Origin of the sequence: Psychrobacillus sp., from assembly GCF_032154225.1 — a bacterium.
Classification (GTDB): Bacteria; Bacillota; Bacilli; order Bacillales_A; family Planococcaceae; genus Psychrobacillus.
This window is the reverse complement of the sequence record NZ_JALDYF010000007.1, coordinates 197872-209237: the sequence shown is the minus strand read 5'-3', so window position 1 is coordinate 209237 and position 11366 is coordinate 197872. Positions and strand designations below refer to the sequence as shown.

The following is an 11366-nucleotide window of genomic DNA, read 5'->3' as shown; positions in this document are numbered from 1 at the left end:
TCCTGCGGTTACTCGTCGCAAAAAAGAATGCTCCTGCGGTTACTCGTCGCAAAAAGGAATGCTCCTGCGGTTACTCGTCGCAAAAAGGAATGCTCCTTATTTAGAATGGAGGAACTATTTCATTGAAAGAGAGGGCAAATGAATGCTCTTCCAACTAAACACTTCAAAATTCTAAGTAAAATACGAAGTTTGGCAAACCTTGAAGCAAATGCAAATATACAAGCATTTAAAAAAGAGCAAATCACAAGTTCATAGCTTCAAATTGCAAATTGACCTTGCTAAATAACAAATTAATTGCCACTTTTTATAGATAAGTTCATACTTCCATAAATAATAGCCTATATAAATAGTCAAATATTTTTTGCCGTAGCGCGTCGGGCCGCATGAGACGAAGGATGAGACCCACTTTGGCGTGCACAAGTTGGCTCATGCAAGCTGCGGCAAGCGCGAAGGCATAGTGGTTATTTACTAAGACGCACTTTACCTAAAAACGAACGAAAATACAAAATTAAATAGAACCGTTAATCAACAGAAGTGTTATTTTATTTTAAAAAGAAGCAAGGTCACAAGCTGCGGTATTAATTTGGTTGGAGCTTTCGCTAATAGACTGTAGTCGATCAGAAATCGTGTTAATATGCTTCGAAAGTTCATCACTTTGTTGTTGTAACTCGTTCATAGATTGAACAACTGCAACAAATGAATTACTCGAAGAAGTAAGTAAAGAATCTTCGAGTTGTACAAGTTCTTGAATAATAGAAATGTTTGTTGTGATTAAACTTGTTTTGTTATTTGTTTCAATGAGAATTTCTTCAATTTCAGATAGAGAAGACTTCGTGTTTTCGGCAAGATTACGTACTTCTGTCGCCACAACAGCGAAGCCTTTTCCATGTTCTCCTGCACGAGCGGCTTCGATAGAAGCATTTAGCGCAAGCAGATTCGTTTGATTTGCAATTTGTGTCACCATTTGGGCGATGTTTGAAATCTTGCCATTTAACTCTTGGAGTTCCCCGACATTAGCGTACATTTCCGTCATTTTTTCTCTTAGATTTGTACTATGTTGTTGGGTAGTATTCATATTTTTTTGCTCAGTTTTGGCATTTATCGCTATTTTATCAGCTAATTGTAAGTTAGATAAAGCAAGTGTCTCCATGAGTGACAAGTCATTCGTCATCATTTCAATATTTGTGTTTGTTTTCTTTGTGATATCACTTAAAGAATTTGAATTAGACCGAACAGTTTCAACTAAATTTGATTTGCGTTCGGATTCCATTTCTAATTCTTCTCGATGTTTTTTTTCATATGTTTCTAATACAAGTTGTTGTTCGAAGTTCAATATTTTGGAAATAGCGTTTAATATTCTTTGTTTTTCTTCACTTGTGTATGAAAGCTCAAATACGGTATGAAAAAAACCGTTTAACAAATCTTGAAAAGCTGACATATACCATTTTGGTTCAAGACCAATACGAGCGTGAACGATTGCAATACGAACTCGCTTGTCTATAAATTGCTGGTCGATTGTACCATCAAACATTTCTCCAATATGTCTTTCTAGTGTAGTCCTTAATCTTTCTACAGAGCTATTTTCCCGAATAATTTCTCCTAATGAAGGCTCTTGTTCGAGGTTATTATAAAATTTTCTAACTAAAGAAATAACATTTTCTTTTAAAACAGGGATAAGCACTCGTAGAATTGCCAAGTCTGTTTTATTCAATTGAATCATTTTTAATTGGGCTATAATATGGGGATGCAAGTTTGTTGCAATCTGGACTTTTGGAAGTTCTTTTTTGATTTGTGAATCAAGTAATTCATGTGAATGATTTCTTTTGTTGTTTGAAAATATTGTCATGATTATCCCCCTATAGTAGTGTGTTTATTTATATATCGAACTAAAATTCAAATAATGAAGGAGAAGTAAAAGTTTTGTCGAAATATTAAAATGAATAACCATTCATTAAACAAAAGGGGAATCGCTATGTATAAAACTTTAGTGTTAGAAAAAAATGAACGAATTGCGACTTTGACGTTAAATAGACCAGAGGCAATGAATTCAATGGATGAAACAATGATGAAGGAATTAGCAGATTGTTTAGAAATGATTAAGGTAGATAGTTCTATTCAAGTATTGCTTATTAAAGGAGAGGGACGTGCATTTTCAGCAGGTGGCGATATTAAAGCAATGCTTAATACAGAAAATCCATTTAATATAGAAGAAGCGATGTCATATGTTAGTAGAATAGCGATGAATTTGTATACATTACCACAAATAACGATTGCTTCAGTTCACGGGGCAGCGGCAGGACTTGGATTTAGTTTGGTACTTGGTTGCGATATTGTTATAGCGGAAGAGAATAGTAAACTTGCGATGAATTTTATCGGTATTGGTCTTATTCCTGATGGAGGCGGTCATTTCTTTTTGAAGGAAAGAGTAGGTATTTCAAAAGCTAAGCAACTTATGTGGAGTGGCCAATTACTTACGGGGAAAGAAGCAAAAGCATTAGGATTAGTCGATGAAGTAGCATCTGATGGATTAGGGTTTGCAACTGCAACGTCGTATGCACAAAAATTACTACAATCTCCATTAGCTGCGATGATGGCATCAAAAGAAGTTTTACATGCAGGGCAAATAAAAGAACTAGAAGTCATTTTAGAAAAAGAATCGGTAAAACAAGCTGCTATGCGTAAAACTGCCGATCACCAAGAAGGTATAAAAGCATTTGTAGAAAAACGTAAACCAGTTTTTAAAGGAGAATAAAACTCTATCAAAAAACGCTGATATGTGATTATCAGCGTTTTTTTGGATTGGTATTATAAAAATAATAGTAGGTTATAGATAGATGGAATAATTAAGGCTAATGCGAAACAAATGATTGCTGCTATTTTAGATTGTTTCGTTATGCGCTCATCGTTTTTACGCAAGTTTTCGAAAAATGTAAGGGTAAAATAAAAGCATAAGATCATTAGCAATGTAGAAAGAATTCCTATCCAATGTATTACACCCATTTCTACTAAATTGGACATTTATTCACCTCATTGTATGCAGCACTATCTATTGTTTGTTATTGAACTTTATAAATTCCATTCCAAAAAAAGCAAATGAAATGAATAGTAATATTACAGGAAAAAAGAAAAATCCTGGATCATATTGAGATGAATAAGACATTTTTAAACCACCTAAGTAGATAAATAAAACAAAAGAAACAGATAAAGCAATTGTTCCAGATAGATTATTCATATTAGCCTCCATCTTTTAAAATGCGTTAAACGTGAAATAATACAAGTTTTCCAGAGCTATTTACTAAACGATGTGTCGTTTCTAAAAATCCTTTTTCTTCAATATAAGCTTCCCCTTGTTTCTTCGCCTGTTCGTCATTTTCGAACGTCAAAGTTTCCTCCACAATAAGCTTTCCAGTTGGTTCAAATGCAGTAAATTTATACGTTTTCATGAACTAACACCCCTTTATTATATATTATACCATGCCTGTCGATTAATCATTTTATTCAATTTTATATTTTGTTCGTTTTCTATATATAATGCGTTTTAGTGAGTTTCCGCTGGGATTTTCGCTACAGAGGCGGACGCGTACCGCGGGCACGGCTTCAGCCGCTTCCCTCACTTCGTTCAGTCCAGGGTCTTCAGCTCGCGCTGTTCCCGCAGGTGTCGCCGCCTCTTTTGCTTCAATCCAATGGAGACGGCCACTTATTTAGAATGGAGGAACTATTTCTTACAAAAAAATAGCGAATGAATGCTTATCCAATTAAAATGCAAAGCATGACAAATCTTGAGGCAAATGCAAATAGACGGCATTGAAAAGTGCAAATCACAAATTGACCCTTGCTAAATCGCAAATTAATCCCCATTTTTTATAAATAAGTCCGAATCTCCATAAATAATAATATGTATATATAGCGAAACACTAGTTGCCTAGTACAGCAAGGGGATAATAGCTGTTCGTTAAGAAAGTCTATTTTGCTCGACATAGAAGTATGATCTTTTCTACCTTGCGAAAATAGGGTTTTCATTCTAACTAAGTAACTTGCCCTAATGGATTGTAGCGAAAGGGAGGCGACTCACCGTCCGCCCCACGGTAAGCGTCCTCCCGGCAGCGAAAATCCTAGCGGAAACTTCTCTACTAAGACGCATTATATGTAAAGTGCGAAGGAGGGCTTTCTTTCCTATTAGTACAAATTCCTAAAAATAAGACACTCACAGACTTGAAATTATACATAAAAAAGCGGAAAAATAAATGTAAAGTCAGCTTGACAATTGAATTAAAAGTAAAGTATACTTTACGTAAAGTTAGCTTTACAAAAAGAGGTGATAAGAATGAAGAATTTTGTTCGGGAGAAGAGAATAGAGTTAGGGATGACCCAAGATGAACTTTCGGAGAAGCTGGATGTATCTAGACAAACGATTATTTCATTAGAAAAAGGAAAGTATAATCCGTCCATTACTTTAGCCTTTAAACTTTCGAGACTGTTTCAATGTACAATAGAAGAATTATTTATATTTGAGGGGGATGAAAAGGATGTTTGAAAACTTTGATCTTGTAGCTTTTTTGGTAGGTTTACCACTTGCGATTGTTATAATGGGGATTGTATTTTTTATTAACCGAAAGATAGGAAAGAAAAAGCGACTTTTTGATGAACGATATACAAAGATTAATGAAAAAGCGCGATCTATTTCCTGGGTAACTACGACGATTGTTATTTTGATTGTATGGATGATTATTATTTTCGTCGAAGGTCCTAGTCTTTCATTTTTCTTAATAACTGCTGTTTGGGTAATTCATATGTTTTCTTATTTAATTGGTTCGATTATTGCTAGTAAAAGCATCTAGAAAATGAAAAGATTTCATACTATTAATTGTATGGAGTCTTTTTTTTATGATAAAATAAGAACAAATATTCGTCTTAAGTGAGGTGTTTGGGATGACAGAAATTCGTTTTTTACATATAGCTGATTTGCACTTAGATAGCCCTTTTAAAGGTATTTCTGCAATTCCGAAAAATAGGTGGCAAAATATTCGAGAAAGTACATTTGAAGCTTTTACGCGAATCATTGAATATGCAGTAGAGAATAAACCAGACTTCGTACTTATTGTAGGGGATATTTATGATGGGGAAAATAGAAGCCTGCGTGCACAGCATTTGTTTCAAAAAGGAATGGATGCTTTACAAACAGCTGGTGTTCCTGTTTTTATTTGCTATGGAAATCATGATCACTTAAGTGGCAGTTGGGTTCGTTTTCAGCTTCCGGACAATGTATATGTGTTTGGGGAAAACGTGGAAACGAAATGGCTAGAAGTGAAAGGAAAAAATGTGCAAATTACAGGATTTAGCTATAAGGAGCGACATGTTCGTGAGGCGATGCATGTCAATTATCCACAGGCTGGCGATGCAAATGAGTTTCATATAGGGATGCTTCATGGGAGTGTGGAGGGAAATGAAGAGCATGATGTGTATGCTCCGTTTCGAAAAAGCGATTTAATTGGAAAGCATTACGATTATTGGGCACTCGGGCATATTCATAAAAGACAAGTTATACATGAAGAGCCACCAATTGTTTATCCTGGAAATACACAAAGTAGGCATCGAAATGAAAAGGGCATGAAAGGATTTTATGACGTTTCTTTATCGAAAGAGCATGTCGATCTTCAGTTTATTTCATCCTCTGCATTTATTTATGATGAATTAGAAATCAGTTGCGAAGGTATAGTTCATGCGAATGAAATGATTCAACTAATTGAGCGAACTCTTCATGAATTTCGTGCTGTGAATGGAAGTGCCATACTAGCTTTGACGCTTACGCATATTTCGCTAGAGACACAGGAAATGATTCAAAGTTCTTCAAAGGAAGAATGGCTTGCAGTAATTCAAGAAAGTTTGGAAGGTCATGATCCGTTTATTATTATTCAGTCGTTGAATATGGCGTTTTCCAAAGAAGAGACGAGAGAGTATGAACCAATTATAGAATTGTTGAATGAGTGGGATGCTACGGAGTGGAAAACAGTATTGAAAGATTTGTATCAACATCCTAGGGGAAGTAAATTTCTTCCGCCAATTGATGGAGATTTTTTAGAAGAAACAATAGTTGAAGCGGAGCAGCTTCTTTCTAAAATGGTAACGAGAAAGGAGTGAGTGAGAGATGATCATTGAAAAGCTCCATATTTATGGTTTCGGTAAACATGAAAATATTGAAATCGATTTAAAAGCTGGCATAAATGTTTTTTTGGGAGAAAATGAAGCGGGAAAAACAAGTATCCAACAGTTTATTTTGCATATACTTTTTGGTTTTCCACAAAAAAATGCACAGTTATTAAGATACGAACCCAAAACAGGTGCTACATACGGTGGGAAGATTCAAATTCTGAGCACGGATAAGCAGCGAGTAACGATTGAACGAGTAAAAGGAAAAGCGAGCGGGGATGTAACGCTCTATTTTGAAGATGGAACTCGTGGGGGAGAGGCAGAGCTAGCGTATTTACTTCATTCGTATAGTCGATTAGATTTTGAAGCGATTTTTTCATTTTCATTGCTTCAATTGCAAGGTTTTGAAAAAATGACAGAAGACGAGCTTACAAGAACATTGCTATCTTCAGGAACAACTGGGATGGATACATTATCGAATGTGGAAGTACAGTTTGTGAAAGAGATGGGGGAGTTATTTAAGCCTACTGGGAAAAAGCCGTTAATCAATCAACAAATAGAAGAGCTAAGGACGATTGAAACAGAGTGGAAAATGCAAGTAGAAGAAGTGAATAAATACGAGCCTGCTATTAAGAGATTAAAAGAAATAGAAATACTATTAGAAGAAACAACGAAACAAGAAAACCATCTATCTACTCAGCTACAACGATATACGCATTGGAAACAGCTAAAGCCAATTAAAGAAAAAGAAATAGAAACAGTAAAATCTTTAGAAAATGTCCAGCATCAATCGTTTCCGGCGGATGGCATTAGGCGGTTTGAAGTGTTAAAAGAAAAAGAAACAAATATAAAGATAGCAAATGAGCAGTTAGACGAAGAGTTTCAATCATTAACGAGTAACCATGATATTTTGACGATGCAACAATTGGAGTCATTGCACTCTTTTTTAGCATATGAAACAGAATGGCATCAGTTGAAGGCAAAAAGAATACAAATTGAAGAAGAACAAACGAAAACTTTGCAAAGTCAGATGCAGCAGTTGGCACTTGTTGGTGTCGATTGGGAAAAGAATTTAACGCATATTATAGAAGCAGATGTCTCCATCCACCAAGAAGAAAAATTAGTTTCTTTATTGAAAAAGCAGGAGCAGCTTGACCAAGAGTTAACGCAAGAAGGTCGTTTATTGCAACTAAAAAAAGAAGATTTGTATGAGCGACAAAAACGGATAAAAGATGTAAAACGTTCAAATAGCACGTCGACTGCAAAAAACAAAATACGTGGAATCGAAATGATACTAATTGGAGCAATTCTGATTGTAGGATTCCTTTTTAGTTTTCTTCAATCGAATTGGAAGATTGCTGTTGTAACAGTCGGCATTTGCGCAATTGTTTACGTTGGTTTATATGTCATGAAAAAAGCAATGCAGCAGTCGAATGATGTACAAGCATATGAAAATTTACTCATGAAGGAGCAGCAAGCCTTACAGGAACAAATAACTCGTCTGGAGCATGCAATGGATATGCTTGAACAAGAAAAGCATGCAATCGATCAAAATTTCTATGCATTTTTAGACAGCTATCAAATAAGCTCGCAATTGTCATCAAGTGTGCTGACAGAAATGTTTAATAGACTTAGAAAAATTCAAGAACAGCAAATCCAGCTAGATCAAATGGAAACAAATTTATATGAAGTAAGAAAAAGAATGTTAGAACTTATTCAACAGGCAAAAAATATGACAGCAATCCAATTAGTAGAAGATATGTTATTCCATCAACTTCGAGAATATTATTTAATAGAAAAGAAAAAAATAGAAGAACATGCATTTATAACGAAAAAATTAGAAATGATGGAAGCAAAGATTAAAGAAAATACAATGTATTTGGAAGCTACTGTTCGACAACAAACACAGCTTTTACAAGAAGCGGGAGCACGAACAGAAAACGATTATTACTCGGCATTTAATGTTTATGAGCGAAAAATGTCTTTACTAAAAGAGCTTGCTCATTTGCAAATGCAATTAGGTGAAAATGACATGGCTATCGATGACTTTGAGGAAGCTTTTGAAATGGATACGAAAGGTAGCCTTCAAGCGCTCCAAAATAAGCGAAATGAGTTAGTTGAAGAAAGAGCCACATTATATTTGAGTGCAAAACAATTGTTAGAAAATCATACTCAAAGTGCAAAGTTACAACTATTAGAAGAGAGAAAAGAAGAGCTACTACAAAGCGTAAAAAAATGGGCTGCTTATAAAGCCGTGGTAGAAGCAATTAAGCAACTAATGCTTCAATTAAAAGAAGAACGTTTACCAGAAGTGTTAGAACTTGCTCAACGCTATTTTCAAATGCTTACGAGTAACTCATATGAACATCTCGTCTTAGCACCAGAAGGAAACTTTGAAGCAGTCAAAGCAAATGGACAGCGATTTAAAATAGTCGAACTAAGCCAAGCAACAAAAGAGCAAGCATATATTTCACTTCGTATTGCACTTGCTATTTCGCTAAAAAAGAAGATTAATTTCCCTATTATTATGGACGATCCGTTTGTACATTTCGATCGTTTCCGATTACAACAAGTGGTACAATTAATGATGGAGCTACAAAAAGAACATCAACTGCTGTATTTTACATGTCATGAAAAGATGCGATACGAATGGAAAGATGTGCATATCGTAGAAGTAGCGACATTATTATCGGGAAGTGGAGGCGTTTTACGATGAAAGGTATTACACAATTACGAGTGGGAGAGCCAGTCGATCATTATTTATTAATAAAACAATCTGTAAAAGGCGTGACAACCGTAGGAAAGCCATTTATGTCACTTATATTGCAAGATAAAAGTGGAGATATTGAAGCAAAGCTATGGGACACAAATGAAGAACATGAAAAATTATATACGGCAGAACAAATTGTACGTGTAGGTGGAGAAATTCAAGATTATCGTGGGAAGTTTCAACTTCGAGTAAAAAGCATTCGTCCAGTAAAAACGGATGAACCTATTGCGATAAATGACCTTGTACCATCTTCAGAGAAGCCAAAAGAAGAGTTAATGGAAGAGCTTATGCAATTTTTCTTTGAAATGAAAAATCCTGTCATTCAGCGGATTACCCGCCATTTATTGAAAAAGCATCAGACAGCATTTATGGTTTTTCCAGCAGCAACTAAAAATCACCATGATTATGCTTCAGGATTAATCGATCACGTCGTGTCTATGTTAAAGCTGGGCAAGTCGTTATGCGATTTGTATCCAACGTTGAACAAAGATTTACTATACGCAGGAATTATTTTACATGATGTAGGAAAAGTAGTAGAACTTTCAGGACCAGTTGCAACGACGTATACGATTGAAGGTAATTTGCTTGGGCATATTACAATTATGGTCAATGAAATTTCAAAAGCGGCTGAGGAGTTACAAATTGAAGGGGAAGAAGTGATGCTTCTTCAACATATGGTGCTGTCTCATCACGGAAAAGAAGAGTGGGGAAGTCCGAAACGTCCAATGCTACGAGAAGCTGAAATCTTGCATTATATCGATAATATTGATGCAAAAATGAATATGCTGAATCGGGCACTGGATAAAACGAATCCTGGAGAATTTACAGAGCGATTATTCCCATTAGAAAACCGTTCATTCTACAAACCAACATTTGAATAAAACACAAAAAAGCGTAAGGGCTCTAGAGCCTTTACGCTTTTAGTATGAAAAGATTATTATTTACTTTCTTCTTTATCTTTATCTTTATCTTTATCTTTTTTAGTGTCAGTATCTGCAGCAGTTAAAAATTCATCAAGAGATGTTTTTAAATCTTCATCTTTAATGTCAATTTTAGCATCTTTCATCATTTTCGCTACTTTTGGAAGCAATGTAGAAGTATCTGCTTTAGCAAGCTTTAATTTCTTTTCAAGCTCTGCTTTTTTATCTTCATATGATTCTTCAATCGTACGCTTGTCCGTAACTTCAATAATGTGGAAGCCATGTTCACTTTCAACTGGCTCACTAATTACGTTTTTCTCAAGTGCGAATGCAGCATCTTGGAATTCAGCAACCATTGCGCCTTTACCAAACCAACCTAATTCTCCACCACTTGATTGAGCAGCTGGCTCTGTAGAGTATTCTTTTGCTACTTCAGCAAAGTCTTTACCAGACTCAAGCTCTTTTTTTACGACTAAAGCTGTTGCAGCATCTGCAACTAGTACGTGACGTGCATTGATTTCATCTTTAATGTTTTCGTATTCTGCTTTGATGTCTTCTTCTTTTACTTCAATACCTTCGATTAACGCTTTTTCTTGTAAGATGTTTAAGTACAAGTATTGTTTATACGATTCTTCAGTGTAACCTTGTTGTGCAATAATTGCTTCGAAATTTTCACCAAATTGCTTTTTGTCTAACGCAAGTTGAGCATCTACTTCTTTATCAGTAACATCATATTTGGATTCAAGTACTTTTTCAATAACTAATAGTTGAAATGCTTGATTTCCGATGGAATTCTTCATTTCTTCGTATAAATCATTTTGTGTAATATCCCCAATTTTTGAAGTTGCAATTACTTCGCTTTTAGCTGAGTCACTGCTGCATGCTCCTAATGCTAGTACAGATGCTGCTAATGTTAATGTTAATACTGTTTTTTTCATGAAAATCTCTCCTAACTTCTTCTAGTTGCAGTTGTAACTATAACATAAACGAAATAAAAACGAAAATGGTTCCCACTCATTCGCCTACCAAGTTTTTTTAATATTGCATACGATACATGGAATAGGAGGTGTTTAAAAATGAGTGGTCAATATAATCAAGGTACTGGTTCTGGTTCCGGCTTTGCATTAATCGTAGTTCTATTTATTTTGTTAATCATTGTTGGAGCAGCGTTTATCTACTAATAAAGGGCTGAACTAAGATCGTGTATTCGATCTTGGTTCCTCTTTTCGTACATAAAAAGAAATGACCCAGCATCATATTATATGATGCTGGGTCAATTTTTCTATTAAACTGCGTAAGCTAATTCAACATAGAAGGTAACAAGAAGAATCGTAATTAATATATTTATCGTACGAAAAATCTTCGGATGTTTTTCTTCTGGAATTTCTTTGGACATTACTAATGCGTATGTCATGCGGTTAATTTGTAGCAAATAAAATGCTGAGAATAGAACTAACGTAAAAATAATCATGTCTAAACTCCCTTCATATACAAGTAAGCATATCAAAGAAGGAACTAAATTTACAAGT

General features: G+C 35.1%; 13 protein-coding genes. 7 read left to right on the top strand and 6 right to left on the bottom strand.

All coding sequences use genetic code 11. The features are described 5' to 3' along the window. Nucleotides 1–547: 547 nt before the first annotated feature. Nucleotides 548–1846: a globin-coupled sensor protein gene (locus RUH95_RS11950; RefSeq protein ID WP_313893097.1), complete on the bottom strand. Its 1299-nt coding sequence runs from the start codon at nucleotides 1844–1846 to the stop codon at nucleotides 548–550. A 126-nt stretch (nucleotides 1847–1972) separates the two neighbouring features. On the opposite strand from RUH95_RS11950, the gene RUH95_RS11945 reads away from it, so the two are divergent. Further along, nucleotides 1973–2752, top strand: coding sequence for an enoyl-CoA hydratase (locus RUH95_RS11945; protein WP_313893096.1), 780 nt, complete (start codon nucleotides 1973–1975; stop codon nucleotides 2750–2752). Nucleotides 2753–2805: 53 nt separating this feature from the next. Here RUH95_RS11945 and RUH95_RS11940 read toward each other — a convergent pair whose 3' ends face one another. The 3 genes from RUH95_RS11940 to RUH95_RS11930 are packed head-to-tail and all read right to left on the bottom strand — an operon-like array spanning nucleotide 2806 to nucleotide 3443. Then, nucleotides 2806–3018, bottom strand: a complete 213-nt coding sequence (locus tag RUH95_RS11940) for a hypothetical protein (RefSeq protein ID WP_313893095.1) — start codon at nucleotides 3016–3018, stop codon at nucleotides 2806–2808. A 28-nt stretch (nucleotides 3019–3046) separates the two neighbouring features. Further along, complete coding sequence (locus RUH95_RS11935) at nucleotides 3047–3232, bottom strand: hypothetical protein (RefSeq protein ID WP_313893094.1); 186 nt, start codon at nucleotides 3230–3232, stop codon at nucleotides 3047–3049. A 25-nt stretch (nucleotides 3233–3257) separates the two neighbouring features. Then, nucleotides 3258–3443, bottom strand: a complete 186-nt coding sequence (locus RUH95_RS11930; protein ID WP_313893093.1) for a YhzD family protein — start codon at nucleotides 3441–3443, stop codon at nucleotides 3258–3260. Between the two features lie 881 nt (nucleotides 3444–4324). On the opposite strand from RUH95_RS11930, the gene RUH95_RS11925 reads away from it, so the two are divergent. From RUH95_RS11925 to yhaM, 5 genes are all read left to right on the top strand, one after another. Then, nucleotides 4325–4534, top strand: a complete 210-nt coding sequence (locus RUH95_RS11925) for a helix-turn-helix transcriptional regulator (RefSeq protein ID WP_313893092.1) — start codon at nucleotides 4325–4327, stop codon at nucleotides 4532–4534. Further along, nucleotides 4527–4838, top strand: a complete 312-nt coding sequence (locus RUH95_RS11920) for a DUF2178 domain-containing protein (protein ID WP_313893091.1) — start codon at nucleotides 4527–4529, stop codon at nucleotides 4836–4838. The genes RUH95_RS11925 and RUH95_RS11920 overlap by 8 nt, the downstream gene beginning before the upstream one ends. A 91-nt stretch (nucleotides 4839–4929) precedes the next feature. Then, the gene (locus RUH95_RS11915) at nucleotides 4930–6138 is read left to right on the top strand and encodes a metallophosphoesterase family protein (RefSeq protein WP_313893090.1); all 1209 of its coding nucleotides are present in this window, start codon (nucleotides 4930–4932) and stop codon (nucleotides 6136–6138) included. 7 nt (nucleotides 6139–6145) lie between these two features. Next, nucleotides 6146–8863, top strand: a complete 2718-nt coding sequence (locus RUH95_RS11910) for an ATP-binding protein (RefSeq protein WP_313893089.1) — start codon at nucleotides 6146–6148, stop codon at nucleotides 8861–8863. Continuing rightward, nucleotides 8860–9798, top strand: a complete 939-nt coding sequence (gene yhaM, locus RUH95_RS11905; protein WP_313893088.1) for a 3'-5' exoribonuclease YhaM — start codon at nucleotides 8860–8862, stop codon at nucleotides 9796–9798. The genes RUH95_RS11910 and yhaM overlap by 4 nt, the downstream gene beginning before the upstream one ends. 56 nt (nucleotides 9799–9854) lie before the next feature. Here yhaM and RUH95_RS11900 read toward each other — a convergent pair whose 3' ends face one another. Then, nucleotides 9855–10775, bottom strand: coding sequence for a peptidylprolyl isomerase (locus RUH95_RS11900; protein WP_313893087.1), 921 nt, complete (start codon nucleotides 10773–10775; stop codon nucleotides 9855–9857). A 138-nt stretch (nucleotides 10776–10913) separates the two neighbouring features. Between RUH95_RS11900 and RUH95_RS11895 the strand changes: the two genes are divergently transcribed. After that, on the top strand, nucleotides 10914–11018 hold the full coding sequence (locus tag RUH95_RS11895; protein ID WP_313893086.1) for a YjcZ family sporulation protein: 105 nt from the start codon (nucleotides 10914–10916) through the stop codon (nucleotides 11016–11018). Between the two features lie 104 nt (nucleotides 11019–11122). Here the strand turns inward: RUH95_RS11895 and RUH95_RS11890 are convergent, their stop codons facing one another. After that, nucleotides 11123–11308: a hypothetical protein gene (locus RUH95_RS11890; RefSeq protein WP_313893085.1), complete on the bottom strand. Its 186-nt coding sequence runs from the start codon at nucleotides 11306–11308 to the stop codon at nucleotides 11123–11125. Nucleotides 11309–11366: the final 58 nt, after the last annotated feature.

Bases quoted from the DNA above. Each gene is read 5' to 3' on its own strand.
- RUH95_RS11950 (WP_313893097.1), bottom strand. From the start codon at position 1,846: ATGACAATATTTTCAAACAACAAAAGAAATCATTCACATGAATTACTT.
- RUH95_RS11945 (WP_313893096.1), top strand. From the start codon at position 1,973: ATGTATAAAACTTTAGTGTTAGAAAAAAATGAACGAATTGCGACTTTG.
- RUH95_RS11940 (WP_313893095.1), bottom strand. From the start codon at position 3,018: ATGTCCAATTTAGTAGAAATGGGTGTAATACATTGGATAGGAATTCTT.
- RUH95_RS11935 (WP_313893094.1), bottom strand. From the start codon at position 3,232: ATGAATAATCTATCTGGAACAATTGCTTTATCTGTTTCTTTTGTTTTA.
- RUH95_RS11930 (WP_313893093.1), bottom strand. From the start codon at position 3,443: ATGAAAACGTATAAATTTACTGCATTTGAACCAACTGGAAAGCTTATT.
- RUH95_RS11925 (WP_313893092.1), top strand. From the start codon at position 4,325: ATGAAGAATTTTGTTCGGGAGAAGAGAATAGAGTTAGGGATGACCCAA.
- RUH95_RS11920 (WP_313893091.1), top strand. From the start codon at position 4,527: ATGTTTGAAAACTTTGATCTTGTAGCTTTTTTGGTAGGTTTACCACTT.
- RUH95_RS11915 (WP_313893090.1), top strand. From the start codon at position 4,930: ATGACAGAAATTCGTTTTTTACATATAGCTGATTTGCACTTAGATAGC.
- RUH95_RS11910 (WP_313893089.1), top strand. From the start codon at position 6,146: ATGATCATTGAAAAGCTCCATATTTATGGTTTCGGTAAACATGAAAAT.
- yhaM (WP_313893088.1), top strand. From the start codon at position 8,860: ATGAAAGGTATTACACAATTACGAGTGGGAGAGCCAGTCGATCATTAT.
- RUH95_RS11900 (WP_313893087.1), bottom strand. From the start codon at position 10,775: ATGAAAAAAACAGTATTAACATTAACATTAGCAGCATCTGTACTAGCA.
- RUH95_RS11895 (WP_313893086.1), top strand. From the start codon at position 10,914: ATGAGTGGTCAATATAATCAAGGTACTGGTTCTGGTTCCGGCTTTGCA.
- RUH95_RS11890 (WP_313893085.1), bottom strand. From the start codon at position 11,308: ATGATTATTTTTACGTTAGTTCTATTCTCAGCATTTTATTTGCTACAA.